The following is a 25,512-nucleotide window of genomic DNA, read 5'->3' as shown; positions in this document are numbered from 1 at the left end:
ATTTAATATCGATTTGCCCAGTAATATTTCGGGAATTCGCTGGTGCAGTCTGTGTTGCCTAGAAATAAAGAAGAAACAATGTTTTAATGCTATTTGCAGGAGCCGGCTACCGATTTGTCCCGCGGGACGGCCGTGTCAGGGCGCGATCCAGCTGCCGCTCCAGCCGGCCGGGCTCCGCTGCCAGGCCGCCCGGCGATGGCCGCGGCGGTCGAGATAGAGGAAATCGAGGCGCTCGGCCCGCACCGAGACAGCGGCGAAATGCGGGCGGCCAAGCGTCGCCGCCGTTTCCTCATCCGGCAGCGTGTAGGCGCCGCCGGTGGGCAGGCCCGTGCCCGGAGCGGGGTCGGCGCCGTAGCAGACCCGGCTCATCGCCCGGGAGCCGGCCCAGGCGGCCTCGGCGACGGCGTCGTCCGCGTGGAGCGTCGCCCAACCCTCGATCCGGATCTGGATCTTGGCGGCCTCGTCGTAGGCGGCGAGCGCGCAGGCCGGGTTCGCCCGGATCTCGGCGGCCTTGTCGGAGCGGCGGTCGCAATGGAACCGCAGGGTGCCGGATTCGGGGTCGGCGGCGCGCAGCACCACCGTGCGCAGCCGCGGACCGTCGGGCCCGAGGGTCGCCAGCGCCGGCAGGTGGAACCCACTCCGGCCCTGCGCGGCGCCGTCGCCCAGGAGCCGCCACAGCGCGGCGAAGGTGGCGTCGAGGTCGTCGTAGAAATCCGGCAAGGGCGCGCGGGTCATGCGGGATCCCGTTGCCGGCGCTGCCGCTCGCGGAAGATCAGGGCGAGGTTGCGCAGGTAGATGCCGGTGGACAGGCCCTGGCCGATGATGATCACCGGCTCCCGGCGGACGAACCCGTAGACCAGGGTCATCAGCCCGCCCAGGATCGACAGGAACCAGAACGAGAGCGGCATCACGCTCCGGCCGGCCCGCTCGCTGGCGATCCATTGCAGGATGAAGCGGGAGCCGAACACCATCTGGGCGACGATGCCGAACACCACCCAGAAATCGAGCCGGGTGACGAACACATCGTAGAAATAGTCGGGCAGATCGTGGGCGAGCTGGATCAGCATCCGACATCCTGGTCTGCGGGCGCGGCGGCCGGAGCAAAGAGTTCCTGCGGCTGCGGGTCGGCGCGCTTGCGCCGGATCAGCCACCAGACCCCGGCGAGGTCGAGGAGCCCAACCCAGAGCCGGTCGAACAGGCCGTAATTCGAGACGCCGGTGAGCCGCGGCCGGTCGATCACGTCGTGGTGGACCACCGCAAATCCCTCGCGCACCACCAGGGCCGGCATGAACCGGTGCAGGGCATCGAAATAGGGCAGCCGGAGATACACGGCGCGGCGGAACACCTTTAGGCCGCAGCCGGTATCCCGGGTGGCGTCCTTGAGGATGCGTCCGCGCACGCCGTTGGCGATGCGCGACTGCAGCATCTTGAAGCGCCCGTCCTTGCGTCCGCGCCGCTGCCCCTGGGCCAGGCCGGCCCGTTCGCCGCCCGCCTCAAGGGCGGCCAGCAGGGCCGGGATGAAGGCGGGGTCGTTCTGGCCGTCGCCGTCCAGGGTCGCGACGATCGGCGCCCGGGCCGCGAGGACGCCGCTGCGCACCGCCGCCGACTGGCCGCCGCCGCGCGCGTGCCGCACCACCCGCATCCAGGGCCGGCTGGCGCGCGCCGCCGCCAGGGCGCCCGGCGTACCGTCGGTGGAGCCGTCATCGACGTAGATCAGCTCGAAGCCGAGGGGCGCGCAGGCGGCCTCGATCTCGGCCACCAGGGGGGCGATGTTGCCGGCCTCGTTCTTGACCGGCACGACGACGCTGAGATTGGGCGCGCCGGTCATGGGGTCACTGCGTAGGCGTTCACGAACACCCGCCGGCCGGTATTGAGGTTGAAGCCCTCGACCTCTGCGAGCGGGGCGGGTGCTCCGCGTCCCACCGGCCAGGCGGCGTTGAAATCGTCGCGGTCGCGGGCCTCCACGAACAGCAGCCGGCAGCCGCCCGCCTCGAGGAATTGCTTGGCAGCGGCCCCGTCCGGCGGCAGGGCGAGATCGGTGCCGGTGAGGAAGACCAGACTCGGCTCCCGGTAGCCGAGGCTCGCGACCTGCGGGTTCGGGCAGCTCATCCGGTCGCGCAGGGCGGCCAAACGCGGCGAGACCTTGAGGGCCGGCAGCGCACGCTGTGCCACGCCCAGCACCGCCGGCCCGAGCAGGCCGGAGGCGACGATCCCGAGCACGAGAGCGCGCTCAGGTCTGCCGCCCGCGAAGGCCGACCAGGCCAGGACCGCCACCGCACAGGACGCGGCCAGCAGCGGCAGCGCGGCCCAGGGGAGCGTATGGCTGTCGAGGCGCCAGCCCGCGAGGCACAGGCCGAGCGTCAGCCCAATGGGGATCGCCGGCACCAGCAGGGCCGTCGCCCGCGCGCCCCGCAGCCGCGGGTCGAGCGCGCCGCGCGACAGGGCCAGGGCGGTGAGGATCGCGAGCCACGGCATCAGCGGCAGGACGTAATGGGGCAGCTTGGTCGGCACCGCCTCGAAGATCAGCCAGGCCGGCAGCACGGACGCGATCAGGAACGCGACGGCGGCCTCGCGCCGCGCGCGCCAGGCGAGCGGCAGGCTCATCGCCGCGAAGGCCGCCCCCGGCCAGAAGGTCGCGAAGAACGCGAGCGCGTAGGCTCCGGGCGGACCCCAGTGCCGCTCGGCCGCGCCCCCGACCTTGGCCAGCATATCGTGCCCCACCGCCTCGGCGTAGAAGGCGCCGCCGCTCTTCCAGGCGATCGCCGCGAACCACGGCGCCACCAGCAGGAGCGTCAGCGCCAGCCCCGCTCCGGGCCTCAGGGCGAGCAACCAGCGGCCGGAGCGCGCCGCCACCGACAGGATCAGCGCCGGCAGCACCACGAACAGCGGCACCATCGGCCCCTTGACCAGGATGCCGAGCGCCATCCCGAGCCAGAAGGCCGGGAAGACCGCGCGGCTCACGGCTCCGCCCGCACGGGACGCGAGCCACACCCGGGCCAGCGCCCCGAGGCTAGCGGTGGCGCAGGCGGCGAGCAGGGCGTCGGTCTTGGCGAGATGTGCCTCGGCCGAGAGCATCAGCCCGGCGCCGTACAGGGCGGCGGCGAGCAGGGCGAGCCGGCGCGGCAGGAACGCCATAGCGGCCCAGTAGGCGAGCAGCACCGAGGCGGTGGCGCCGATCAGCGACGGGATGCGGTAGAGGGCGATCTGCCGGCGGGCGTCGGGGACGCCGAGCGCTTCGCCTGCCGCCACCGCGGCGGCCTGCGCCCAGTAGATCCCAACCGGCTTCTTGTGCCGGGCCTCCCCCTGGAAGCGGATGTCGACGAGGTCGCCGCTCTCCAGCATCTGCTTGGAGGCCTGGGCGAAGCGCGGCTCGTCCCGGTCCATCGGCTGGAGCGAGATCTGACCGGGCAGGAACAGCAGCAGGCACAGCGCCAGCAGGGCCGCGGCGGCCCGGGCATGGGTGAGGCTCAGCGCGTCGAGCCCGCGGCCGATCCGGTCGACAGAGGCGAGGCGCGGGACGCCGCCGGCGGAGAGGCTCGTGGTCATGCCCGGCCGGTCAATCAGGATCGGACGGGAAGGTCAAATGCGCCGTCATCCCTCCGTCATCACACGATGACGGCGGAGACCGTCAGGACGCGGCCCGCAGCCGGGCGAAGCCGGCATCGAGATCGGCCTGGAGGTCGGCGACGTCCTCCAGCCCGATATGGAAGCGCAGGGCCGGGCCGCCCGGCGCCCATTGGGTGGCGGTCCGGTAGGGCGTGCAGTCGAACGGGATCACCAGGCTCTCGAAGCCGCCCCAGGAAAAACCCATCCCGAACAGCTCCAGCCCGTCCAGCATCGCGGCCACCGCCGCCTCGGGCACGGGCTTGAGGATCACCCCGAACAGCCCGGAGGCGCCGGAAAAATCGCGCTTCCAGATGTCATGGCCCGGATCCTCCGGCAGGCCGGGATGAAGCACCCGCAGCACCTCCGGCCGCGCCTGGAACCACCGGGCCATCTCGAGCCCGACGCGGCCGTGCTCGCGCAGGCGCAGCGCCATGGTCCGCATGCCCCGGAGCGCCAGGAAGATGTCCTCCGCGCCAGCGCAGGGGGCGAGATGATCGAAGGTGCGCCGCAGAGCCGGGTAATACGCGGCGTTGGCGGAGGCCAGGCCGATCAGCAGGTCCGAGCCGCCGCTGAGATACTTGGTGCCGGCCTCGACGGCGATGTCGACCCCGCGCGCGTGGGGCGGGAACAGCAGCGGCGTCGCCCAGGTGTTGTCCATGATCACGCAGGCGCCCCTTGCATGTGCGACCGCGGCGATGGCCGGGATGTCCTGCATCTCGAAGCTCTGCGAGCCGGGCGCCTCGACCAGCACCGCCTTGGTGTTCGGGCGCATCAACTCGGCGATGCCGACCCCCACGGTCGGGTCGTAATAGGTCACCGCGACGCCGAACCGGGCGAGGACCCCGTCGCAGAACTGCCGGGTCGGGCGGTAGGCCGAGTCGGTCACCAACAGATGGTCGCCGGCCGAGACCGCGGCCATCAGGGCGACGGTCAGCGCGGACAGGCCGGAGGGCGTCACCACCGTGCCGGCGGCGCCGGCGAGTTCCGTCCAGGCGTCGGTCAGCGAGTCCATCGTGGGCGTCGCCGAGGTGCCGTAATTGTAGCGCCCGCGCCGATGCTTGATGGCGTCGTAGGTCGGGTAGAGCACGGTCGAGCCGCGATAGATCGGCGTGTTGACGAAGCCGTGCTGCGCGCCCGGATCTCGGCCCGCATGGACGAGGCGCGTCGCCGCCCCGAATGTCGGCTTGGATTCGGGTTTGGGCGTCAGGGACATTGTGGCTCGACGATCGCGTTGCGCTGCGAAACACGAAGCCCTTGGGTTGGGGCGAGGTCAAGCCTGAGGCGCGGCCGAGGGGGTTGTCTTGGGGGTACGGCCGCGGCTTCACGCGATCGCCAGGGATTCACCTGACGGCCGTCAAACCCGCTTTGTCATTCCGGGGCGCCGCAGGCGAGCCCGAAATCCAGAAGCGCCGACGGTGCAAGGTCCTGGCATGATAGCGTTTTTGGATCCCGGGTCCGCTGCGCGGCCCCGGGATGACGCGGTGGATGATCCGGCATCGACGCGCGTTTCACGCTATCCCCCACCCCTCACGGCGTCTCGGGCGGATCGGAGACCGCGGCCTCCTCGTAAGCTTGCATCCAGCCGGCATGCTCTTCGGAGCCTTCCGGATAGGGGCATTCGCTCGCGGGCTTACCGTAGAGGCGAGCGTTGCGGCCCTGGATGAACGGGCTGTCGCTCGCGGTGGCCTGGACGTTCGTCAATATCGCCTCCCGAACATTGGCTCCCATCCCGGAACTTTGGGGTGGGCTTCGTTAACGGGCCGGCGGGTAATCTGTTGCCGTCTCAAGTCGCGTTCCGGGTCGTCTGCGTGCGTATCCTGCGTTCTCTTTTCGGCGGCGTCCTCGTGCTGGTCTCGACGGCGATCGTCGCCCTCGTCAGCGCCGACCGGCTGGCCCATCTGGCGCCGTCGGCCGTGGTGCGCGCCGCCCAGGCCGAGCCCTCCGCCACCGGTTCGCTTCCGGCCCCGGTGAAGGCTGCGCCCGCGCCGAAGCCGGTGGTGCCCAGCATCCCGAACGGCTTCGACACCGAGCGGCTCAACGCCCTGATGCGCGGCGACCCGATCCTGCCGCGGCGCTGACGAGAGCGCTCGCCGCCGAAGTGGGGACCGGTTCGGCGTAAGCGAGCGCGTAGAATCAAAGACTGAGGGCCGTTCCCGATCGCGACGCGATCGGAAACGGCCCTCGGCGTCTCGGGGCTGCGCGCCCCGAAACCCCCGCCAAAGGGCTGAGCCCTTTGGGAACCCGTTACCGGGCCGTGCGGAACACCTGCAGGTCGAGGTCGCGGACCTTCTTGCGCAGGGTGTTGCGGTTGACCCCCAGCAACTCGGCCGCGCGGATCTGATTGCCCCGTGTGGCGGCCAAAGCCGCGCCGATCAGCGGGCCTTCGATCTCCCGCAGGATCCGGTGATAGAGCCCGGGCGGCGGCAGCGTGTCCCGGTAGCCGGAGAAGTAATCCGACAGGTGGCGCTCCACCGCGCTGGACAGGCTTTCGGATTCGCCATTGGCCTTGCGCGCGCTGCCGTTGGCCGAGGCCGGGGCGGCGAGCGGCAGGGTGTCGAGCTCGGCCTCGATCACCGGGCCGGTGATCGTCTCCTGCGGATAGAGCGCGGCGAGCCGCCGGACCAGGTTCTCCAGCTCGCGGACGTTGCCGGGCCAGCGGTAGCGCTTGAGCCGCTCCATGGCGTCGCCGTCGAGCGACTTGCGGGTCAGGCCCTCGCGCTCGACCAGCACGAAGAAGTGGCGGATCAGGTCCGGCACGTCCTCGGACCGCTCGCGCAGGGCCGGCAGCCGCAGCGGCACGACGTTGAGGCGGAAGAACAGGTCCTCGCGGAAAATGCCCTGCTGGATCGAGATCCGCAGGTCCTTGTTGGTCGCCGCGATGATCCGGACGTTGGTCTTGATCGGCACCCGGCCGCCGACCGTGGTGTACTCGCCCTGCTGGAGCACGCGCAACAGCCGGGTCTGAGCCTCCATCGGCATGTCGCCGATCTCGTCGAGGAACAGCGTGCCGCCCTCGGCCTGCTCGAACCGGCCGGCCGAGCGCTGGAGTGCGCCGGTGAAGGCGCCCTTCTCGTGGCCGAACAGCTCGGATTCGATCAGGTCGCGTGGGATCGCGGCCATGTTGACCGGCACGAACGGACCGGTGCGGCGGCGGCCGTAATCGTGCAGCGCCCGGGCGACCAGCTCCTTGCCGGTGCCGGACTCGCCGGTGATCATCACGGTGAGGTCGGTGGGCATCAGCCGGGCAAGCGCCCGGTAGATCTCCTGCATCGCGGGCGAGCGCCCGACCAGCGGGATGTCCTCGTTGTCGGGCGGCGCGCCGGCCGCGGGCGCCCCGCGGGGACGCGACAGCGCGCGGCCCACGATGGCGATCAGCTCCTTCAGGTCGAAGGGTTTCGGCAGGTACTCGTAGGCGCCCCGTTCAGAGGCGCGGATCGCCGTCATGAAGGTGTTTTGCGCGCTCATGACGATGATCGGCAGCTCTGGCCGCACCCGCTTGATCCGCGGCAGCAGGTCGAACACGTTCTCGTCGGGCATCACCACGTCGGTGATGACGAGGTCGCCCTCCCCTTGCGCGACCCAGCGCCACAGGGTGGCGCAATTGCCCGTCGAGCGGACTTCGTAGCCGGCCCGGGACAATGCCTGGTTCAGCACCGTGCGGATCGCGGCGTCGTCGTCGGCGACGATGATGTGGCCGTTCGGCATGACTCTCTACTCAGACCTCCGGCCGGGCGGCCGAAACACAAGGCGACGTCACGGGTCGACCGCCGATTCGCGCCCGTCGCGGGCGCTGGACATCGGCAGGAGGATGCGGAACGTCGTGCGGCGGGGGGCGGGATCGCACTCGACGATGCCTCCGTGGTCGCCGACGATCTTGGCCACCAATGCAAGTCCGAGGCCGGAGCCCTGGGCCTTGGTGGTCACGAACGGGTCGAACAGGTCGGGCAGCAGGTCGGCCGAGATGCCCGGGCCGTTGTCGCGGATCGCGACCTCGATCGGCAAGCTGACCCGCTCGCGGGAGCCCGGCACCTGGAGGCGCAACCCGGTGCGGAACGCGGTGGACAGGGTGATCTCGCCCTCGACCGCGTCGGGGCCGATCGCCTCGGCGGCGTTCTTCACGAGGTTCAGGATCACCTGGATCAACTGGTCGCGGCTGCCGAGCACCGGCGGTAGCGACGGGTCATAAGTCTCGATGAACCGGATATGGCGCGCGAACCCCGACTGCGCCGAACGCTTCACCTGGTCGAGCACCCCGTGGACGTTGACGGCGCCGCGATCGGCCGGGCGCTCGTCGCCGAACAGCTCCATCCGCTCGACGATGCGCACGATCCGGTCCGATTCGTCGCAGATCAGTCGGGTCAGCATCCGGTCCTCCTCGGCGCCGGTGCTCTCCAGGAGCTGTGCGGCGCCGCGGATGCCGGCCAGCGGGTTCTTGATCTCGTGGGCCAGCATCGCGCCGAGCGCCACCATCGAGCGCGCGGCGCCGCGATGGGTGAGCTGGCGGTTCATCTTGTCGGCGATGGTGCGCTCCTGGAGCATCATCACCACGGCGTCGTCGTCGTCACCGAGCGGCGTCGCGAACACGTCGACGCTGCGCTCCAGCCCGAGGCGCGGCTGGGTCAGCTCGACCCGGTACTCGCTGACGCTGGCGCGGCGGCGGCGGACCTCGGCCACCAGGGCGATGATCGGCGAGGCGAACGGGATGATGTCGCGCAGGCGGCGGCGCTGCATCAGGCGCGCGGAATAGTCGAAGAACGCCTCCGCGGCGTGGTTGCAGTGGAGGATCCGCTCGTCACCGCCGATGGTCAGGACCGGCAGCGGCAGGGCGTTGAGCACGGCCTCCCCGGCGGGGGGGCGCTGGCCGCCGGGCTCCTGCGGAAAGGCGTCCTCGCTCACGCGGCCTCCCGGATCATTTCGGCCGCCCCGAAGGCGCGGGCGAGCAACGCCAGCGCCACCTCGGGATCGGTGGTGGTGAGCAGCGCAGTGCGCTCGGCCGGCTCCAGCGCACCGCCGGTCTCGGCATAGGCGGCGAGGTGCTTGCGGGCGTGGCGCACGCCCATGCGGCGGCCGTAGAGCGACAGCAGGCCGGCATAATGCGCGGCCGCCATTTCCGCCTGCTCGGCCCGCGACGGCGCCTCCGCCGGACGCCCCGCCAGGGCTGCGGCCACCTGCCCGACCAGCCAGGGTCGCCCGGTGGCAGCGCGCCCGATCATCACCCCGGCGGCGCCGGAGGCGGCGAGGCACGCCCGGGCGCTGGCGAGGTCGACCACGTCGCCGTTGGCGATCACCGGGATCGACAAAGCCTCGACCACGGGGCGGATCGCGGCCCAATCGGCTACGCCGGTGTAGAATTGCTGCCGTGTCCGCCCGTGGACGGTCACGGCGTTCAGTCCGAGCCGCTCGGCCCGGGTCGCGAGATCGACGGCGTTGCGGCTTGCGTCGTCCCAGCCCAGCCGCATCTTGACGGTGACCGGCACCGATACCGCACCGCGCACGGCGGCGAGCAGGCGCTCCGCATGATCGAGGTCGCGCATCAGGGCTGAGCCCGAGGCGATCCCAGTGACGATCTTGGCCGGGCAGCCCATGTTCACGTCGATCACGTCGGCGCCGCCGGCCTCGGCCAGCCGTGCGGCCTCGGCCATGGGCTCGGCCTCGCAGCCCGCGAGCTGGACCACGTGCAGGTCGACCCCGGAACCGGCCGCCCGCAGGGTCGCCTCCTCGGCGCCGCGGGCGAATTCGCGCGCGGCCACCATCTCCGACACAACCGCGTCGGCGCCGCAGCGCCGGGCGATCCGGCGCATATGCAGGTCTGTGACCCCGGACAGGGGCGCGAGCAGGCAGAGCGGCGCGGGAGATTCGCCCCCGCCGGCCGGTCGTCCGTCGCGCAGCGCGCTTAAATAATGATCAGTCGCCATTCTGCACAACAATGAGGCAAGGGCGGTCCGCTGGCAAGCGGGGGCCGCGCGTTGATTTCGCGCACTCCCCCGCTTAAACGACGGGCACCCTCACCGGCAGAGGCTCGGCAGCACGGCTGGCCCGCGCGCCCGCTGCCGTCCTCTTCCCGGTTTCCACGAGTTCGCTGCCCATGCCCGCCACCGGCACGCCTGCCACCGGACCTGCCCATGCAGGGTCCGGCGTCGCCGCAGTGGTGGTCGCGGCCGGACGCGGCATCCGCATCGGCGGCGGCACCCCTAAGCAGTACCGCCGGGTCGGCGGACAGGCGGTCCTGACCCGGACGCTCGCCGCCCTCGCCGCCCAGGACGCGATCGCCCGGATCCAGCCGGTGATCGCCGCCGACGCGGCCGAGTTTTTTCAGAGCTGCCTCGAAGAACTCGCCCCTGCGATGCGGGAAAAAATCGGCGCCCCCGTCGAAGGTGGGGCGACCCGCCAGCTCTCGGTGCGCGCCGGGCTCGAGGCCCTGGCGGCCGGCGCGGCGCCGGAGATCGTGCTGGTGCACGACGCCGCCCGCCCCTACGTCGACGCCGCCCTGATTGCCCGGGCGATCGCAGCCGGCCGCGACCACGCCGCCGCGGTGCCGGGCGTGCCGGTGACCGACACGGTCAAGCGCGTCGCCGAGATCGCCCCCGGCATCGGCCGGGTGCACGAGACCCCGCCCCGGGAGCATCTCCGCGCGGTCCAGACCCCCCAGGCCTTCGCCTTCGCGCCGCTGCTCGGCGCCCATCGCGAGGCGGCCGCGCAAGGCCTCGACGGCTTCACCGACGACGGCGCGCTCGCCGAATGGGCGGGCCTGCCGGTGGTGGTGTTCGTCGGCGACATCGCCAACCGCAAGATCACACAGCCCGCCGACCTGATCGAGGCGGACCGGGCCTTCGCCTCCGACCCATCCGAAACGCCAGCGCCCGGAGCCCGCGCCATGACCGCCTACGTCACCCGCCTCGGCACCGGCTTCGACGTCCACGCCTTCACCACCGGCGACCATGTCTGGCTCGGCGGCATCAAGATCCCGGCCGATCGCGGGGTGCTCGCCCATTCCGACGGCGACGTGGCGCTGCATGCGCTCACTGACGCGCTGCTCGGCGCCATCGCGGACGGCGATATCGGCACCCACTTCCCGCCCTCCGACGAGCGCTGGCGGGGTGCCTCCTCCGATCAGTTCCTGGCCCATGCCTGCGGGCTGGTCCGGGCGCGGGGCGGCCGGATCGACCATCTCGACATCACCGTGCTCGCCGAGGCGCCGCGGATCGGCCAGCACCGGGAGGCGATCCGCGCCCGCATCGCCGCCATCGCCGGCGTGCCGCTGACCGCCGTCTCGATCAAGGCGACGACCACGGAAAAACTCGGCTTCGTCGGCCGCGCCGAGGGCCTCGCTGCCCAGGCCGCCGCCACGATCCGCCTCCCCGAAGAGGACGGCCCCGCCCTCGACGCGGAAGCCGAGACTGCGATGCGGCAGGGGTGAGGGGCGTCGACGCCTTTCCCGCCCCTCCGTGGAATCTATGGGCTACACAGGTTTCGACCGTAGCCGTGATCATGCCGTGGGCGCAGAAGGCGCGGGTCCCCTCTGCCGTGCGGGTGAGGGACAGGGTGAGGGATGCAACCTCTCCGGACAGAGCTGATCCCTTACCCCAACCCTCTCCCGCTCGGGAGAGGGCGCGCGTCGCGGTCTGCAACAACACCTGCGCTTTAAACCTGTGTAGCTCGTAGCAGCGGAAGGGGGAGACGGTTGCGGACCCTGCCTCGACGGCATGACATCGGGCGGCAATCGGTCAACCCGCTATGTGGGCCGACGCACGCATAGGGTCTATCCCACCTACTCCCTCATCCTAAGGTGTGAGCGCAGCGAGCCTCGAAGGAGCCCTCCAGGGATCGCGCGGCCGGCTGGAGGGCTCCTTCGAGGCCTCCGCTTCGCTCCGTCGCCTCAGGATGAGGGGATTGGTTGGAGGAGCGCCAATCTTGACCGAGCGAATCCGCTCTCAAAAAAGAATCACGCCGTCCGCAGCAGCAGCGCGATCGCCGCGATGGCCAGCACCGCCAGCGTCAGCAAGATCCCGCCGCCCCGGCAGGCGAATTGGCGGGGGGAGTTCGGCGCGGCGAACATGCCGATCGGGTGGAGGATGCGGCCGACCAGCAGGGCGATCAGCAGGCCCTGGACTAGGCCATGGCTGCCGCCGCCGGCTTCCAGCAGGCCGACCAGGATCAGCGCCAGCGGCACGTATTCCGAAAAGTTGGCGTGCGACCGGACCCGCTTGAGCATGGATTCGTCGCCGCCGTCGCCGAACAGGACGTTGTCGGAGACGCGGGATCCCATCACCCAGCCGGACAGGCCAAGATACACGAGGGCGAGCAGCGCGGCGTAGACGGCCGTGGTCGCAGGGAAGATCATCGGGTCGGGGTCTCCTATGGGGGGCGGCCGGTCCTTGAGCCGGGACCGGGCTTGGGTCACAACACGAGATAGGGCGCTCCGGCCCAGGGCGAGCCTCGCGCGATGATCGACGACACGGAGCTTCTCCAACGCGCCGAGGCGCTGGTCGCAGCCTATGCCAAGGCCGGACGCACGCTCGTCACCGCCGAATCCTGCACCGGCGGGCTGGTGGCGGGGCTGCTCACCGCCGTGCCGGGCTCTTCGGCCGTGCTCGAGCGCGGCTACGTCACCTACTCGAACGAGGCCAAGGTGGAGGCGATCGGGGTGCCGATGGACCTGATCCGCCGGCACGGCGCCGTCAGCGAGGACGTGGCCCGGGCGATGGCCTCCGGGGCGCTGGCGGCCTCGCGCGCCGCGGTCGCGGTGGCGATCACCGGCATCGCCGGCCCCGGCGGCGGCAGTGCCGACAAGCCGGTCGGGCTGGTGCATTTCGGGCTGGCCCAGCGTGAGGGCGGACGCCGCCACCTGGAGCGACGCTACGGCGATCTCGGCCGCGGAGAAATCCGCCGTGCCGCCGTGGCGGACGCGCTCGGCCTGTTCGAAGGGGCGCTCGCCGACTGATCAGACGGAACGGAGGGTCCGATGGATAGCCTGAAGACCCAGCTCTGCATCGTCGGCGGCGGTCCGGCGGGCATGATGGCCGGGCTGCTGTTCGCCCGGGCCGGGATCGCCGTCACGGTGCTGGAGAAGCACGCGGATTTCCTGCGTGACTTCCGCGGCGACACGATCCACCCCTCCACCCTCGACCTGATGGACGAGCTGGGCCTGTCCGAGCGCTTCCGCGCCCTGCCCCAGCGGCGGGTCGAGACCTTTTCGGGGGTCGTGAACGGCCGGAGCTACCGGGTCGCCGATTTCAGCCGGCTGCCGACCCGCAACCGCTTCCTGTCGTTCATGCCGCAATGGGATTTTTTGGACTTTTTGGCCGGTGTGGCGGCCGGCTATCCGGGGTTCCGATTGATCCGCAGGACCGAGGCCCGCGACCTGATCGAGGCCGACGGACGGGTCACGGGCGTGCGGGCTGAGGGGCCGGACGGGCCGGTGGCGATCCGGGCCGACCTTGTGCTCTGCGCCGATGGGCGCCACTCGCTGATGCGCGAGCGCGCCGGCTTCACGCCCCGGGCCTTCGGGGCGCCGATCGACGTGCTATGGTTCCGCCTGCCGCGCCGGGACGGCGATCCGGAGGCGGCGGCCGGACGGTTCGGCCCGGGGCGCATCCTGATCACCCTCGACCGGGGCGACACCTGGCAATGCGCCTACGTGGTCCCGAAGGGCGGGGACGCGGCGTTGCGCGCGAAGGGGCTGCCGGCCTTTCGGGCGGCGGTCGCCGAGATCGCGCCGTTCCTGGCCGACCGCACCGACGCCATCGCCGACTGGGATGCGGTCAAGCTCCTCACCGTGACGGTGGACCGGCTGAAGCGCTGGCACCGTCCCGGCCTGCTCTGCATCGGCGACGCCGCCCACGCGATGTCGCCGGTGGGCGGGGTCGGCATCAACCTGGCGATCCAGGACGCGGTGGCGGCGGCCAACATCCTGGCCGAGCCCCTGAGGGCGGGGCCCGTGACCGAGGCCGACCTCGCCCGCGTCCAGGCCCGGCGGCTCTTCCCGGTCCGGGCGACCCAGACGCTGCAGCGGGTGATCCAGGCCCGGGTGATCGCCACCGCGCTCAAGGCCGACGCGCCGTTCCGGGCGCCGCTGGCCCTGCGCATCCTCGACCGGCTGCCGATCCTCCAGGCCCTGCCCGCCCGGATGATCGGGATGGGCGTGCGGCCGGAGCATGTGTCCGCGCCGGCCCGGGCCTGATCCGCTCAGGCGGTGCCGTACATCCGGTCCGCCCGGCCCTCGAAGGCGTCGGTGAACTTGCGGAAGGCGCGGTCGAACATCGTGCCCATCAGGAGGCCCAGCGTCCGGCTCTTGAACTCGTAGGTGATGAAGAAGTCGACGGCGCAGCCGCCGTTCGGCGCCTCCTTGAACGACCAGCGGTTCTCCAGGTGACGGAACGGGCCGTCGATATATTCGGCGACGATCTTGTGGTTGGCCGGATCGAGGCTGACCCTTGTGGTGAAGCGCTCGCGGATCGCCTTGTAGCCCACGCCCATCTCGGCGATCAGCACCTGCCCGCCCTCCGGCATATCCTGGCGGCGGATCACCCGCAGGGATTCGCACAGCGGCAGGAATTCCGGGTAGCGCTCCACATCGGCCACGAGATCGTACATCTGCTGCGGCGAATGCCGCACCGTGCGGGTAACCCGGAAGGACGGCATTTCTTTTCCGACGTACTCAGGCCGAGAGGGCGGGGGCGTGCGGGACGGCATGCTTGGCGAGCCGGGCCGCCTGAAGCTTGGCAAAGTCCTCGCCGGCATGGTGCGACGAGCGGGTGAGCGGCGTGGCCGAGACCAGCAAAAAGCCTTTGGCGTAGGCGGTGGTCTCGTAGGTCTTGAATTCGTCGGGCGGCACGAAGCGCACCACTTCGTGGTGCTTCTTCGACGGCTGCAGGTACTGGCCGATGGTCAGGAAATCGACCTCGGCCGAGCGCAGGTCGTCCATGAGCTGGAGCACCTCGTTCCGCTCCTCGCCGAGCCCGACCATGATGCCGGACTTGGTGAAGATCGTCGGGTCGAGCTCCTTCACCCGCTGGAGCAGGCGCACCGAGTGGAAGTAGCGGGCGCCGGGCCGCACCGTCAGGTACTTGGCCGGCACCGTCTCCAGGTTGTGGTTGAACACGTCGGGCTTGGCCGCGACAACCACCTCCAAGGCCCCGTCCTTGCGCAGGAAGTCGGGGGTGAGGATCTCCACCGTGGTCCCGGGGCTCGCCCGGCGGATCGCCGCGATGGTCCGGGCGAAATGCTGGGCGCCGCCGTCCTTCAGGTCATCCCGGTCCACCGAGGTGATCACCACGTGGTGCAGGCCGAGCTTGGCCACCGAGTCGCCGATCTTTTCGGGCTCCAGGGCGTCCAGCGCGTCGGGCAGGCCGGTGCGGACGTTGCAGAAAGCGCAGGCCCGCGTGCAGGTGTCGCCCATGATCATGAAGGTGGCGTGCCGCTTCTCCCAGCACTCGCCGATATTGGGGCAGCCGGCCTCCTCGCAGACCGTGACGAGGCCGTGCTCGCGCACGATCTTCTGGGTCTCGGTCCAAGCCTTGGAGCCCGGCGCCTTGACCCGGATCCAGTCCGGCTTCTTGGCCTGGACGGGCTGGTCCGGCCGGTGCGCCTTCTCGGGATGGCGCAGGCGCGCGGAGCGCGGATCGTTCTTCAGGATGTCGAGGACGATGGCCATGCCACACCGCGGGGAAGCGCCCGGAGGCGCGGTCGGTCAGGAAGGACTGACTTAAGGCGCCCGGCCCCGCGCCGCAAACCGCCGCGACGCCGGGACGCCATGCGGCGGTTGAGGATGCGGCGTTTCCGTCAGATCCCGAGCCCCCGCACCAGCACGCCCGCGAGCACCGCCCCGATCACCGGGCCGGCCACCGGGATCAGCGCGTAGCCCCAGTCGGAAGAACCCTTGCCGGCGATCGGCAGGACCGCGTGGGCGAGGCGCGGCCCGAGGTCGCGGGCGGGGTTGATGGCGTAGCCGGTGGTGCCGCCGAGAGACAGGCCGACGCCCCAGACCAGCATGCCGACCATGTAGGGCGCGACCCCGCGGGGGATCGCCCCGGAGGCGCCGAGCGTGTTGGTCACCAGCGCCGAGATGGTCAGGATCAGGAAGAAGGTGGCGATGATCTCCGAGGTCCAGTTGGCCTTGGCGTCCCGGATCGCCGGCCCGGTGCAGAAGCAGGCGAGTTTCAGGTCCTGCTCCGGGGTGGCCGCCCAGTGCGGCAGGTAGTGCAGCCAGACGATCGCCGCGCCCACGAAGGCGCCGAGCATCTGCGCCGGGATGTAGATCGCGAGCTTTGAAAAATCCCCGGCGCTGACGGCGCCCGCCACGGTCACGGCCGGGTTGAGATGCGCGTCCGGGCTGCCGGTGGCGGTGGCGACGAAGATCCCGGCGAGCACCGCGAAGGCCCAGCCGGCGGTGATGGCGATCCAGCCGGCGTTCTCCGCCTTGGATTGCTTGAGCAGGGCGCCGGCGACGACGCCGTCTCCCAGCACGATCAGCGTCATCGTGCCGAGGAATTCACCCAGGAATGGCGATGTCATGATGTAGCTCCCCCGTTTGCTGCTTATTTTAAGATTTGTACAGCTTGTGCGAGTGTGTGATCTTGATAAAGCGTTGCCGATATTTACGGCTCTCCTATCCCCTCCCTCGTCCTGAGGTGCCGGGGCGCAGCGGAGGCCTCGAAGGAGCCCTCCAGCTGGACTCGCGATTCCCGGAGCCCTCCTTCGAGGCTGCTCCGCAGCACCTCAGGATGAGGTCGAGGGTGGGACTGCGCGGATGGCAGCGGCCTCCGGCCCGCGAGGGCCGAAGGTTCTCTGCTCAATCCTCGTCGAGCTTCCAGTCGAAGGAGCGCTTGACCGCGCGGCTCCAGGCGGCGGCGATCTTTTCGCGCTGGCCGGCATCCATCTTCGGGGTCCAGCGCTTGTCGACGCCCCAGTTGCGCTTGAGGTCGTCGAGGCCCTTCCAGTAGCCGACCGCGAGGCCCGCCGCGTAGGCGGCGCCGAGCGCCGTGGTCTCGGAGACTTTTGGGCGCACCACCGGCACGTCGAGCATGTCGGCTTGGAACTGCATCAGCGTGTTGTTGGCGACCATGCCGCCATCGGCGCGCAGCTCCTTGACCGGGATGCCGGAATCCTTGGCCATGGCGTCCAGCACCTCGTGGGTCTGGAAGGCGGTCGCCTCCAGCACCGAGCGGGCGATGTGGCCGCGGTTGACGTAGCGGGTCAGGCCGATGATCAGGCCGCGGGCGCCCTCGTTCCAGTGCGGCGCGTAGAGGCCCGAGAAGGCCGGCACGAAGTAGACGCCGCCATTGTCCTCGACCGTGGTGGCCAGCGTCTCGACCTCGGCCGAGTCCTTGATCATGTGGAGGTTGTCGCGCAGCCACTGCACCAGGGCGCCGGTGATCGCGATCGAGCCCTCCAGGGCGTAGGCCGGCTTCTCGCCGTCGAGGCGGTAGGCCAGGGTCGTGACCAGGCCGGCCTTGGACGGGACCGGCTCGGTGCCGGTGTTCATCAGCGCGAAGCACCCGGTGCCGTAGGTGTTCTTGGCCTCGCCCGGACTGAAGCAGGTCTGCCCGAACAGGGCCGCCTGCTGGTCGCCCAGGATGCCGGCGATCGGCACGCCCGCGAACGGCGCCTTGGTCTCGCCGTAGACCTCGCTCGACGAGACGATCTTCGGCAGCATCGCCTTCGGGATCCCGAAGGTCGTCAGCATGCCGTCGTCCCATTCCAGGGTCTTCAGCGACATCAGCTGCGTGCGGCTGGCATTGGTCACGTCGGTGACGTGCAGCCCGCCCTCGGTGCCGCCGGTGAGGTTCCAGACCAGCCAGGTGTCGATGTTGCCGAACAGCACGTCGCCGGCCTCGGCCCGCTCCCGGGCGCCGTCGACATGGTCGAGCAGCCAGCGCAGCTTGAGGCCCGAAAAATAGCTCGCCAGCGGCAGGCCGGTGAGGTCGCGGAATCGGTCGCGACCGCCGTCACGGGCGAATTCGGAGACCAGCCGGTCGTTGCGGGTATCCTGCCAGACCAGGGCGTTGTGCAGCGGCTTGCCGGTGCGCCGGTCCCAGATCAGCGTGGTCTCGCGCTGGTTGGTGATGCCGATGGCCGCAAGGTCGGAGGGCTGGAGGCCGGCTTTGTCCAGGGCCTCGCGCATCACGTTTTGCGTCTTGGTCCAGATCTCGGCGGCGTCGTGCTCGACATGGCCGGGGGCCGGATAGATCTGCGCGTGCTCGGCCTGGGCCAGCGCGATGACGCTGCCCTCGCGATCGAACACCATGAAGCGGCTGCTCGTGGTGCCCTGGTCGATGGCCCCGACGTAACGGCTCATCGTTCCCTCCCTGAGTTATGCCCGACCGGTCTCGCGCCGGATCGGGTTCGGCACAATCATGCAGCCTCGGCCTTGCGGTCGAGGTAGGCGGACAGGCGCGCAGCGCTCTCCGGGCTGGTGCGCAGGCCGAGCTTCGAGCGGCGCCAGAGGATATCCTCGGCGGTGACCGCCCATTCCTCGACGCGCAGGTAATCGACCTCGGCCGCGGTGAGGCCGCCGTCGAACACCTCGCCCAGATCGGCCATGGAGCGCGCGGTCCCGACGATCTCGCGTGCCTTGGTGCCGTAGGCGCGGGCGAGGCGCCTTGCGGTCTCGGCGGGTAAAAACGGCTTCTCGGCCTGGAGCTTGGCGAGGAAAGAATCGAAGTCCGCGTCCTTCATGGCGCCGCCGGGCAGCACCGCCTCGCCGGTCCAGGCCGGCTTGAGGCCGGGGAAGAACGGCTTGAGCTTCTCGATCGCGTGCTCGGCCAGGCGCCGGTACGTCGTGATCTTGCCGCCGAACACCGACAGTACCGCCGCCTTGCCGCCCTGGTCCTCCACGTCGAGGACGTAGTCGCGGGTCACCGCGGAGGCGTTCTCGGCCGCGTCGTCGTAGAGCGGACGCACGCCCGAATAGCTCCAGACCACGTCGGCCGGGGTGATGCGGTTGTCGAAGGAGCGGTTGATGCAGCCGCAGAGGTAGTCGGTCTCCTCCAGGGAAATCGAGACCGGCCCGGGCTCGCCGTCATAGGGCACGTCGGTGGTGCCGATCAGCGTGAAGTCGCGCTCGTAGGGGATCGCGAAGATGATCCGCTTGTCCGGCTGCTGGAGGATGTAGGCCTGGTCGCCCGGGAACAGGCGCTTGACCACGATGTGGCTGCCCTTGATCAGGCGCACTGCCGCGCGGCTGTTGATGCCCAGCGTGCCGCCCAGCGTCGCGCTGACCCAGGGGCCGGCGGCGTTGACCACGGCCTTGGCCCGGATTGCCCGCTCGGATCCGGTGCGCTCGTCGCGCAAGGTTGCGACCCAGCCGTCACCCTCGCGGCGGGCCGAGATCACGCCGGTGCGGGTCAGAACCGTGGCGCCGCGCTCGCGGGCATCCATGGCGTTGAGCACCACCAGGCGGCTGTCCTCCACCCAGCAGTCGGAATAGACGAAGCCCTTGGTCAGGCGCTTCTGCAGCGGCGCGCCGTAGGGCGAGCTGCGCAGGTCCACCGACTTCGAGCCCGGCAGGGTCCGCAGCCGCGCGAGATGGTCGTACAGGAACAGGCCGAGCCGCAGCATCCAGGCCGGGCGCAGGCCCTCGTCGTGGGGCAGCACGAAGCGCAGAGGCCAGATCACGTGGGGCGCCTGGCGCAGCAGCCGCTCGCGCTCGGCCAGGGCCTCGCGGACGAGGCGGAATTCGTAATATTCGAGGTAGCGCAGGCCGCCGTGGATCAGCTTCGTCGAGGACGAGGAGGTGAAGCCGGCCAGATCCCCGCGCTCGGCCAGCAGGACCGACAGGCCGCGGCCCGACGCATCGCGCGCGATTCCGGTGCCGTTGATGCCGCCGCCGATGACCAGGAGATCGTAGGCGTCGGACGGCTCGCGCTGGCGCGTTGCAGCCGGCATTGTTCCTCCTCTCCCGCCCTGGATGGCGGGTTCAGAACATATTGAGCTGCCCGCTGATTTTCGCAAGCGAAAAAACGCATGTTCGTTACGGTTCGTCGGCGTTGTCCGCCACCGCCAGGGTCACCCCTTGGCGCTCGATCATCGCGACGATCTCCGGCGGCGGCATCCGGTCGGTGAAGAACGTGTCGACCTGATCCAGCCGGCCGACCTGCACCATCGGGCGCCGGGTGAACTTGGTATGGTCGGCGACCAAAAAGGTCTTGCGGGCATGGGCCAGGATGGTCTGCGTCGCCCGCACCTCCTCGTAATCGTAGTCGAGCAAGGCGCCGTCGGAATCGATGCCGCTGATGCCGATCACCGCCACGTCGACCCGGAACTGGCTGAGCGTGTCGCAGGTGAGCTGGCCGAGCACCGCGCCGTCGCGGTTGCGCACCGTGCCGCCGGCCACGACGATGTGGAACTCCGTGGCCTCGGCCAAAGAGAGCGCCACGTTGAGGTTGTTGGTGATGACGCTGAGGTCGTCGTGCCGGGTCAACTCGCGGGCCACGGCCTCGGGGGTCGTGCCGATATTGACGAAGACCGAGCAGTGTGACGGGATCCGGCTGGCAGCCAACCGGCCGATCCGGGTCTTTTCCGGCAGCAGGGTCACCCGGCGGTCGGCATAATCGATGTTCTCGACGCTGGACGGGAGCCCGCCCCCGCCCCGGTAGCGCTCCAGCCGCCCTTCCGCGCTCAGCTCGTTGAGGTCGCGCCGGATCGTCTGGACGGTGACGCCGAACTGCGCGGCGAGCGCCTCGATGGTGACGAAGCCCCGCTGGCGCACCGCCGCCACGATGGCGCTGCGCCGTCCCTCGACCCCCGTGGCCTCGATCCTGTCCTCGGATCTCCGGTCGAGCGGGCGTGACATCGAGCCTCCTGGCGTTTCCTCGGACCACCTTACGGGCGCGAATGTTCGTTTGCGAACATCCTGCGGGTGTGGCGGCTTTCGCGAGAGAGTGAACCGGCCGGGGCGGTGGGGCAACCGGATCGCAGGGCGGAGGATTGGATTCTTACATGGGCCGAATGCGGCCCGCGTCTTCTCCCGCGCACAGTGCCGGACTCACAGGATGCCGGATGCGACGCGCCCCCTCTCCCGTGCGGGAGAGGGGGCGCGTCGCGACCTGCACAACCTGTTGTACGACCATCGAGCCCGCCTAGACCGGCACCCCCAGAACCTGAAGCGTCGCTTTCGACGGCGACCCCCGCTCACGTGGGCTCCAGGCGGAGGGAGAGAGGCGTCCGTGCCACCTTGCGAATGAGTCGTCCGAACCACGTCCGAAAAACCCCACAAAAAAGGCCTGCCGCGGGTGCGACAGGCCAGACCGTCCGGGTGATGCCGCGCTGCGGCGCTCCCCGGAGCCGATCACATCTGGTGGTGGCGCATCCGGCGGTGATGCTTCATCATCCGCTTGTGCTTCATGCGCTTGCGCATCATCGGGCGCTCGGTCGGGGCTGCGGCGCCCCGCTCCATGGCGGCGGCTTCGCCGGCGCGCTCTAGGCCGCCGCGGGGACCACCGGCCTGGGAACCGGAATTGTTGTAGGGCGCGTTGCCCTGAGCGAGGGCGGAGCCCGCGAGCAGCGTCAGCGAGGCGGCGGCCAGCAGCAGTTTCTTCATGATCGGATCCCGGCTTCAAGACAGTCGCAGGCGAGGCGTCGCCCGTCGTCTGGAGCGGTGCCGCTGCGTCGGAAAATAAGCGGCTGAGAGGAGACTTGGTTCCCCGATCCCGCCATTCGGAGGTGGATGATTGCTTGCCGGGGTCCGACAGCCTATTGCGCGCCCTGTCCCAGCGCGACCGCGATCGGGATGCGTTCGGGAGGGGGCGGCTTTGGCCTGCAGCGGTTCGGCCTATCTGCTCCTCGACGTCGCCGGAACGCCCTGCGCCCTGCCCCGCGCCGCGGTCTCCGAGATCCTGCCGCTGCCGGATCTGCACAATCCCCCCGCCACCGGCGGCTGGCTCGCCGGCTTCCTCAATCTCGGCGGCGCGCCGATCCCGGTGATCGATCTCGCGCCGCTGCTCGGCCTGCGCCCGGCCGCCACGGAGCCGGGCCTGTACGCGCATCTGGTGCTGACCCGGGACGATGCGGTCGCCTACCTGGTCGACCGCGCCGCCGATCTGGTGATCGTGCCCGATTCCGCGATCCGGCCGGCCGAGGAGGCCGGCACCCTCAACGGCTGCGTGGCGGCCGAGCTCGTGATCGGCGACCAACTCGTGCACGCCCTCGCCCCCGACGGCCTGCTGACCGCCCAGGAGCGGGCCCGGGTCGCGGCGCTGACGCAGGCCGCCGCCGAGCGCCTGGCCGCCCTGCCGCCCTCCGCCTGATCCCGCAATGCGGCGTCCCGTCCCTCCCCGCCCCGATCCGGGCGACGACCCGGCCTATGCCGGGCTGAAGGCGCGGATCATCGCCCGCACCGGCCACCATTATTATATCGACAAGGACGAGCTCCTGATCGAGCGCCTGCGCCGGCGCTTCCGGGCCAATGCGGTCGCCGATTGCGCCGCCTACACCGCGCTCCTGGCCGACCGGTCCAAGGGCGAGGCGGAATGGGCCAATCTGGAGGCCGAGATCACCGTCGGCGAGACCTTCTTCTTCCGCTACGCCGAGCAGTTCCAGGCCCTGCGCGAGACCATCCTGCCGGCGCTGATCGCGGCGCGCAGCCTCGACCGCACCCTGCGGATCTGGAGCGCCGGCTGCTCCACCGGCGCCGAGCCCTATTCCCTGGCGATCCTGGTCCGCGAGGCCCTGGGCGACGCCCTGCCCGACTGGCGGATCGTGATCCTCGGCACCGACATCAGCGTCGAGGCGCTGGCGACCGCCCGGGCGGCCGAGTACGGGCGCTGGGCGCTCAGGACCATGCCGCCGGAGGAGAGGCTGCGCTACTTCACGCGCCTGCCCCCCGCCCCCGGGATCCGCCGCGAGGGCGGCTACGCCCTGCGGCCGGAATTCCGCGCGCTGGTGCGGTTCGAGCGTGGCAACCTCCTCAGCCTGGTCGAGCCGAAGCTGCCGCCCGGCGAGGGCTTCGACCTGATCCTGTGCCGCAACGTGCTGATCTATTTCGAGGCCGAGACGGTGGCCGCGGTGGTGCGCGGCCTCGGCCGAAGACTCCGGCCGGAGGGCTGGATGCTGCTCGGCCATGCCGAGCCGAACCCGACCTTCTCAGGGTTCCTCGATCCGGTCAGCCTGCCCGGCACCGTGGCCTACCGCCGCCTCGGTGACGTGGCCCCACCCGTGCCGCGGCCGGTCTCGCCCGCCGTCGAGCCGGTGCCGCCGCAGCGCGTCCGGGCCGTGGAAGAGCCCTGCGCGGCGCTCGAGACCGTCGTCGCGACCCTGGCCCAGCCGCGCCCTCCCGCGGCGGACGCGCTTCCGCCGGCCGAGGCGGCCCCCGCCGACGCGCCGGACGGCGACCTCGCGCAGATCCGGGCCCTCGCCGATGCCGGGGAGACCGGCGCCGCCTGGCGGGTGCTGCGCGGCGCCCTCGCCCGCGACCCGACCGATCCGGCTTTGCGCTTCTACGAGGGTCTGCTCGCCCACACGCTGGGCCGGGACGCCGAGGCCGAGCGGGCGCTGCGGGCGGCGCTCTACCTCGACCGGGGCTTCGTGATGGCCCATTACCATCTCGGCCTGCTGCTCATCGGGCTCGACCGTCCCGACGAGGCGGCCCGCGCCCTCGACAACGCCATCGCCCTCAGCCAAGCGCTGGGGCCGAACACGCTCCTGCTCGAGGGCGACGGCGCCGCGGCCGGCGAGATCGCCGCCGGGGCGGCCGCGGCCCGCGCCGGGCTCGGCCCCCATCGCGGCGCAGATACCGGGAGTCCCTGATGGACGCGCGCCAGAGCGCACCGAAGCACGGCGCCCGGCCCAGAACCGAGCGGGACATCCGGGCCGAGCGCGCCGCGTCCCTGGCGCGGCGGAGCGCCGCCGCGGCGGGGCCGGAGATCGGGATCGACCACCTCGTCTGCGCCTGCGGGTCCGAGCGCTACGGGATTCCGCTCGCCGCAGTCGCCCAGGTGCTGCCGATGCGCCCGTGCACGCCGATGCCCGGGGCGGTACCGGCTTTGCTCGGCCTGATCGCCCTGTCGGGCCGGATCGTCGGTGTCGTCGGTCTCGCCCGGGCGCTCGGCCGGCCGGAAGCCCCGCCCGAGGGCGAGAGCGGGGGCGGCCACCTCGTCGTGCTGCGCGGCGGCCAGCCGCAATCCGTCGCCCTGGCGGTGGACCGGGTTCTGGGGATCGCCGCCGCCCCGGGACCGTCCGCCGCAGGGATTGCGGAGGATGCGGATCCCGCCGGGTTGGGCAACGCGGCCGCTTCGGGGTATGCCCCCGCTTCGGCCCGCGACGGCCGACCGGATTTCGTCGTCGTCGACCTCCCCCGCCTCCTGCGCCGCGTACTGCCCTAAGTCCCGTCCGCGCGCCCCTCCACCGGAGCCAGCCCCGACCGTGACGTTCTCGATCGGAAGACGCATCCTTCTCGGCTTCGGCGCCGTCACGGTGGTGATCGTGGCGCTCGGCTTCTACGCGCTGGAGCAGATCGGATCGGTGCGCGACACCACCGACGCCATCGTCCGGCGCGACATGGCGGTGCTGCGCCAGCTCGACGATCTCGGCAACCAGGCCCGCGACCTCGGGCTCCTGCGCCGCACCGCCGTGATCGGGATGCTGTCGCAGGCGCAAGGCCGGCCGGTGCGCGCCGACGACACCCTGGCGGCCTGGCGCCGCACCGCCGCCGAGGTCGAGAGTGGCCTTGCCGCCACGGCCCAGCTCGCCGGCCAGTACCGGACGCAATCGATCACTGCCGAGCGCAACGTCGCCTGGGACCGGATCGCCGCCGCGACCGCCGAGGTGCAGCGCTCCTTCCTGGAGGTGCGGACCGCGAGCGAGGCGCAGTTCGCCGCCATCGCCAAGCAGGATCTCCCCGCCGTCGAGGCGCGCAACGACGAGATCAGCCGTCTGCAGGCGCCGTTCCTGGGCGGCATCACCAACCTGCGCACCCTGCTCGACGGCAGCATGGCCCTGGGGCAACGCGCCGCCCACGAGGTCTACGAGCGCTCGCGCCTGTCGATCTACCTGACGCTGGCTGCCGCGGTGCTGCTGGCGGTGCTGGTCACCTGGATGATCCGCCGCGCGGTGGTGCGTCCGCTGGAGACCGTGATGGCCTTCGTCGAGCGGGTCGGCGACGGCGACCTCTCGGGGAAGCTCGCCATGCAGGGCGGCGACGAGATCGCCCGTCTCGGGCGCACGCTGGACGCGATGGTGGACAACCTGTCCGACCTGGCCCGGACCAACCGCGCGGCCACCGCCGATCTCAACGCCGCCGCCGCCGAGATCCGCGCCTCCGCCCAGCAGCAGGCCGCCTCCGTCGAAGAGCAGTTCGCTGCCGTGCAGGAGACCGCCGCGACCGTCGACGAGATCACCCATTCCGGCGCCCAGATCGGCAAGCGCGCCACCGAGGTGATCGCCACCGCCCAGGCCACCGCCCAGACCTCCCGTCAGGGCCTGCGCGCGGTCTCCGACACCGCCAAGGCCATGGACGCGATCCGCGAGCAGGCCGAGGCGGTCGCCGGCAACATCGTCAGCCTGTCGGAGAAGACCCAGACGATCGGCGACATCATCGAGACCGTCAACGACATCTCCGAGCGCACGCATCTGCTCGCGCTCAACGCCGCGATCGAGGCGGCCGCGGCCGGCGAGAGCGGGCGCAGCTTCGCCGTGGTGGCCTCCGAGATGAAGCTGCTCGCTGACCAAGCCAAGGCGGCCACCGGCCAGGTCCGGGGGATTTTGGGCGAGATCCAGCGGGGCATCAACACGTCGGTGATGCTGACCGAGGAGGCGGTGAAGCGTGCGGCCTCGGGCAAGACGCGCTCGGACACGACGCAGCGGACGATCGAGGAGATCACGGCGCGGGTGGAGGAGAACGTGCAGACGTTCCAGCAGATCGTGGCCTCGACCAACCAGCAGCAGCTGGGGATCGAGCAGGTGATGGGGGCG

General features: G+C 71.0%; 25 protein-coding genes. 8 read left to right on the top strand and 17 right to left on the bottom strand.

Translation table 11 applies throughout. From position 1 onward, the window contains the following. Positions 1 to 135 precede the first annotated feature (135 nt). The 6 genes from MKL20_RS23145 to MKL20_RS23120 all read right to left on the bottom strand — a co-directional run bounded on the left by MKL20_RS23145 (position 136) and on the right by MKL20_RS23120 (position 5,307). Entirely contained in the window at positions 136 to 735 is a 600-nt protein-coding gene (locus MKL20_RS23145) for a pyridoxamine 5'-phosphate oxidase family protein (protein WP_244038639.1), read from the bottom strand. Next, positions 732 to 1,067: a lipid-A-disaccharide synthase N-terminal domain-containing protein gene (locus MKL20_RS23140; protein ID WP_092043020.1), complete on the bottom strand. Its 336-nt coding sequence runs from the start codon at positions 1,065 to 1,067 to the stop codon at positions 732 to 734. The genes MKL20_RS23145 and MKL20_RS23140 overlap by 4 nt, the downstream gene beginning before the upstream one ends. Next, entirely contained in the window at positions 1,061 to 1,828 is a 768-nt protein-coding gene (locus tag MKL20_RS23135; protein WP_244038638.1) for a glycosyltransferase family 2 protein, read from the bottom strand. The genes MKL20_RS23140 and MKL20_RS23135 overlap by 7 nt, the downstream gene beginning before the upstream one ends. After that, a complete protein-coding gene (locus MKL20_RS23130; RefSeq protein ID WP_244038637.1) occupies positions 1,825 to 3,546 on the bottom strand; it encodes an ArnT family glycosyltransferase in 1,722 nt (573 codons plus the stop codon). The genes MKL20_RS23135 and MKL20_RS23130 overlap by 4 nt, the downstream gene beginning before the upstream one ends. 82 nt (positions 3,547 to 3,628) lie before the next feature. After that, on the bottom strand, positions 3,629 to 4,819 hold the full coding sequence (gene metC / locus MKL20_RS23125) for a cystathionine beta-lyase (protein WP_244038636.1): 1,191 nt from the start codon (positions 4,817 to 4,819) through the stop codon (positions 3,629 to 3,631). Positions 4,820 to 5,133: 314 nt separating this feature from the next. Beyond that, on the bottom strand, positions 5,134 to 5,307 hold the full coding sequence (locus tag MKL20_RS23120) for a hypothetical protein (RefSeq protein WP_243965480.1): 174 nt from the start codon (positions 5,305 to 5,307) through the stop codon (positions 5,134 to 5,136). Positions 5,308 to 5,381: 74 nt separating this feature from the next. Here MKL20_RS23120 and MKL20_RS23115 point away from each other — a divergent pair, with 74 nt between their 5' ends. Then, positions 5,382 to 5,684 carry a hypothetical protein gene (locus MKL20_RS23115; protein WP_243954380.1) on the top strand — a complete coding sequence of 101 codons (303 nt, stop codon included), beginning with the start codon at positions 5,382 to 5,384 and terminating at the stop codon, positions 5,682 to 5,684. Positions 5,685 to 5,850: 166 nt separating this feature from the next. Here MKL20_RS23115 and ntrC read toward each other — a convergent pair whose 3' ends face one another. The 3 genes from ntrC to dusB are packed head-to-tail and all read right to left on the bottom strand — an operon-like array spanning position 5,851 to position 9,521. Beyond that, positions 5,851 to 7,311 (bottom strand): nitrogen regulation protein NR(I), encoded by a 1,461-nt coding sequence (ntrC, locus tag MKL20_RS23110; RefSeq protein ID WP_243965482.1) that lies wholly within the window; start codon positions 7,309 to 7,311, stop codon positions 5,851 to 5,853. A 48-nt stretch (positions 7,312 to 7,359) separates the two neighbouring features. After that, on the bottom strand, positions 7,360 to 8,502 hold the full coding sequence (locus MKL20_RS23105) for a two-component system sensor histidine kinase NtrB (protein WP_244038635.1): 1,143 nt from the start codon (positions 8,500 to 8,502) through the stop codon (positions 7,360 to 7,362). Further along, a complete protein-coding gene (dusB, locus tag MKL20_RS23100) occupies positions 8,499 to 9,521 on the bottom strand; it encodes a tRNA dihydrouridine synthase DusB (RefSeq protein WP_244038634.1) in 1,023 nt (340 codons plus the stop codon). Before dusB ends, MKL20_RS23105 begins: the two co-directional genes overlap by 4 nt. 170 nt (positions 9,522 to 9,691) lie before the next feature. On the opposite strand from dusB, the gene MKL20_RS23095 reads away from it, so the two are divergent. After that, the gene (locus MKL20_RS23095; RefSeq protein WP_244038633.1) at positions 9,692 to 11,023 is read left to right on the top strand and encodes a bifunctional 2-C-methyl-D-erythritol 4-phosphate cytidylyltransferase/2-C-methyl-D-erythritol 2,4-cyclodiphosphate synthase; all 1,332 of its coding nucleotides are present in this window, start codon (positions 9,692 to 9,694) and stop codon (positions 11,021 to 11,023) included. Between the two features lie 525 nt (positions 11,024 to 11,548). Here MKL20_RS23095 and MKL20_RS23090 read toward each other — a convergent pair. Further along, a complete protein-coding gene (locus tag MKL20_RS23090; protein ID WP_244038632.1) occupies positions 11,549 to 11,947 on the bottom strand; it encodes an MAPEG family protein in 399 nt (132 codons plus the stop codon). Positions 11,948 to 12,049: 102 nt separating this feature from the next. On the opposite strand from MKL20_RS23090, the gene MKL20_RS23085 reads away from it, so the two are divergent. Both MKL20_RS23085 and MKL20_RS23080 read left to right on the top strand, forming a co-directional pair. Further along, positions 12,050 to 12,547, top strand: a complete 498-nt coding sequence (locus tag MKL20_RS23085; protein WP_244038631.1) for a CinA family protein — start codon at positions 12,050 to 12,052, stop codon at positions 12,545 to 12,547. Between the two features lie 21 nt (positions 12,548 to 12,568). Continuing rightward, positions 12,569 to 13,786 carry an FAD-dependent oxidoreductase gene (locus tag MKL20_RS23080; protein WP_244038630.1) on the top strand — a complete coding sequence of 406 codons (1,218 nt, stop codon included), beginning with the start codon at positions 12,569 to 12,571 and terminating at the stop codon, positions 13,784 to 13,786. 5 nt (positions 13,787 to 13,791) lie between these two features. Here the strand turns inward: MKL20_RS23080 and MKL20_RS23075 are convergent, their stop codons facing one another. The 7 genes from MKL20_RS23075 to MKL20_RS23045 all read right to left on the bottom strand — a co-directional run bounded on the left by MKL20_RS23075 (position 13,792) and on the right by MKL20_RS23045 (position 21,145). Next, positions 13,792 to 14,247 carry a type II toxin-antitoxin system RatA family toxin gene (locus MKL20_RS23075; protein WP_243965491.1) on the bottom strand — a complete coding sequence of 152 codons (456 nt, stop codon included), beginning with the start codon at positions 14,245 to 14,247 and terminating at the stop codon, positions 13,792 to 13,794. A 16-nt stretch (positions 14,248 to 14,263) separates the two neighbouring features. Continuing rightward, positions 14,264 to 15,259 carry a lipoyl synthase gene (gene lipA, locus MKL20_RS23070; protein ID WP_243965492.1) on the bottom strand — a complete coding sequence of 332 codons (996 nt, stop codon included), beginning with the start codon at positions 15,257 to 15,259 and terminating at the stop codon, positions 14,264 to 14,266. A gap of 128 nt (positions 15,260 to 15,387) precedes the next feature. Beyond that, a complete protein-coding gene (locus MKL20_RS23065) occupies positions 15,388 to 16,119 on the bottom strand; it encodes an MIP/aquaporin family protein (protein ID WP_244038629.1) in 732 nt (243 codons plus the stop codon). A 277-nt stretch (positions 16,120 to 16,396) separates the two neighbouring features. Next, positions 16,397 to 17,902: a glycerol kinase GlpK gene (glpK, locus tag MKL20_RS23060; RefSeq protein ID WP_244038628.1), complete on the bottom strand. Its 1,506-nt coding sequence runs from the start codon at positions 17,900 to 17,902 to the stop codon at positions 16,397 to 16,399. Positions 17,903 to 17,958: 56 nt separating this feature from the next. Further along, entirely contained in the window at positions 17,959 to 19,491 is a 1,533-nt protein-coding gene (gene glpD / locus MKL20_RS23055) for a glycerol-3-phosphate dehydrogenase (protein WP_244038627.1), read from the bottom strand. Positions 19,492 to 19,576: 85 nt separating this feature from the next. After that, on the bottom strand, positions 19,577 to 20,398 hold the full coding sequence (locus MKL20_RS23050; RefSeq protein WP_243965496.1) for a DeoR/GlpR family DNA-binding transcription regulator: 822 nt from the start codon (positions 20,396 to 20,398) through the stop codon (positions 19,577 to 19,579). A gap of 495 nt (positions 20,399 to 20,893) precedes the next feature. Further along, positions 20,894 to 21,145 carry a hypothetical protein gene (locus tag MKL20_RS23045; RefSeq protein ID WP_243965497.1) on the bottom strand — a complete coding sequence of 84 codons (252 nt, stop codon included), beginning with the start codon at positions 21,143 to 21,145 and terminating at the stop codon, positions 20,894 to 20,896. Positions 21,146 to 21,356: 211 nt separating this feature from the next. On the opposite strand from MKL20_RS23045, the gene MKL20_RS23040 reads away from it, so the two are divergent. The 4 genes from MKL20_RS23040 to MKL20_RS23025 form a co-directional block, all read left to right on the top strand. Next, positions 21,357 to 21,851, top strand: coding sequence for a chemotaxis protein CheW (locus MKL20_RS23040; RefSeq protein ID WP_244038626.1), 495 nt, complete (start codon positions 21,357 to 21,359; stop codon positions 21,849 to 21,851). 7 nt (positions 21,852 to 21,858) lie between these two features. Then, complete coding sequence (locus MKL20_RS23035) at positions 21,859 to 23,349, top strand: CheR family methyltransferase (protein WP_244038625.1); 1,491 nt, start codon at positions 21,859 to 21,861, stop codon at positions 23,347 to 23,349. Beyond that, positions 23,349 to 23,924 (top strand): chemotaxis protein CheW, encoded by a 576-nt coding sequence (locus MKL20_RS23030; RefSeq protein WP_244038624.1) that lies wholly within the window; start codon positions 23,349 to 23,351, stop codon positions 23,922 to 23,924. The genes MKL20_RS23035 and MKL20_RS23030 overlap by 1 nt, the downstream gene beginning before the upstream one ends. A 40-nt stretch (positions 23,925 to 23,964) precedes the next feature. Next, positions 23,965 to 25,512: methyl-accepting chemotaxis protein (locus MKL20_RS23025; protein ID WP_244038623.1), on the top strand; the 1,548-nt coding region annotated here is incomplete at its 3' end.

The sequence above is a fragment of the Methylobacterium sp. E-066 genome, assembly GCF_022829635.1.
GTDB lineage: Bacteria > Pseudomonadota > Alphaproteobacteria > Rhizobiales > Beijerinckiaceae > Methylobacterium.
This window is presented reverse-complemented; position numbering and strand designations above follow the sequence as displayed.

What these genes read in the sequence shown, in the direction of transcription:
- MKL20_RS23145 (WP_244038639.1), bottom strand. Translation starts at nt 735, where the DNA reads ATGACCCGCGCGCCCTTGCCGGATTTCTACGACGACCTCGACGCCACC.
- MKL20_RS23140 (WP_092043020.1), bottom strand. Translation starts at nt 1,067, where the DNA reads ATGCTGATCCAGCTCGCCCACGATCTGCCCGACTATTTCTACGATGTG.
- MKL20_RS23135 (WP_244038638.1), bottom strand. Translation starts at nt 1,828, where the DNA reads ATGACCGGCGCGCCCAATCTCAGCGTCGTCGTGCCGGTCAAGAACGAG.
- MKL20_RS23130 (WP_244038637.1), bottom strand. Translation starts at nt 3,546, where the DNA reads ATGACCACGAGCCTCTCCGCCGGCGGCGTCCCGCGCCTCGCCTCTGTC.
- metC (WP_244038636.1), bottom strand. Translation starts at nt 4,819, where the DNA reads ATGTCCCTGACGCCCAAACCCGAATCCAAGCCGACATTCGGGGCGGCG.
- ntrC (WP_243965482.1), bottom strand. Translation starts at nt 7,311, where the DNA reads ATGCCGAACGGCCACATCATCGTCGCCGACGACGACGCCGCGATCCGC.
- dusB (WP_244038634.1), bottom strand. Translation starts at nt 9,521, where the DNA reads ATGGCGACTGATCATTATTTAAGCGCGCTGCGCGACGGACGACCGGCC.
- MKL20_RS23095 (WP_244038633.1), top strand. Translation starts at nt 9,692, where the DNA reads ATGCCCGCCACCGGCACGCCTGCCACCGGACCTGCCCATGCAGGGTCC.
- MKL20_RS23090 (WP_244038632.1), bottom strand. Translation starts at nt 11,947, where the DNA reads ATGATCTTCCCTGCGACCACGGCCGTCTACGCCGCGCTGCTCGCCCTC.
- MKL20_RS23085 (WP_244038631.1), top strand. Translation starts at nt 12,050, where the DNA reads ATGATCGACGACACGGAGCTTCTCCAACGCGCCGAGGCGCTGGTCGCA.
- MKL20_RS23080 (WP_244038630.1), top strand. Translation starts at nt 12,569, where the DNA reads ATGGATAGCCTGAAGACCCAGCTCTGCATCGTCGGCGGCGGTCCGGCG.
- MKL20_RS23075 (WP_243965491.1), bottom strand. Translation starts at nt 14,247, where the DNA reads ATGCCGTCCTTCCGGGTTACCCGCACGGTGCGGCATTCGCCGCAGCAG.
- lipA (WP_243965492.1), bottom strand. Translation starts at nt 15,259, where the DNA reads ATGGCCATCGTCCTCGACATCCTGAAGAACGATCCGCGCTCCGCGCGC.
- MKL20_RS23065 (WP_244038629.1), bottom strand. Translation starts at nt 16,119, where the DNA reads ATGACATCGCCATTCCTGGGTGAATTCCTCGGCACGATGACGCTGATC.
- glpK (WP_244038628.1), bottom strand. Translation starts at nt 17,902, where the DNA reads ATGAGCCGTTACGTCGGGGCCATCGACCAGGGCACCACGAGCAGCCGC.
- glpD (WP_244038627.1), bottom strand. Translation starts at nt 19,491, where the DNA reads ATGCCGGCTGCAACGCGCCAGCGCGAGCCGTCCGACGCCTACGATCTC.
- MKL20_RS23050 (WP_243965496.1), bottom strand. Translation starts at nt 20,398, where the DNA reads ATGTCACGCCCGCTCGACCGGAGATCCGAGGACAGGATCGAGGCCACG.
- MKL20_RS23045 (WP_243965497.1), bottom strand. Translation starts at nt 21,145, where the DNA reads ATGAAGAAACTGCTGCTGGCCGCCGCCTCGCTGACGCTGCTCGCGGGC.
- MKL20_RS23035 (WP_244038625.1), top strand. Translation starts at nt 21,859, where the DNA reads ATGCGGCGTCCCGTCCCTCCCCGCCCCGATCCGGGCGACGACCCGGCC.
- MKL20_RS23030 (WP_244038624.1), top strand. Translation starts at nt 23,349, where the DNA reads ATGGACGCGCGCCAGAGCGCACCGAAGCACGGCGCCCGGCCCAGAACC.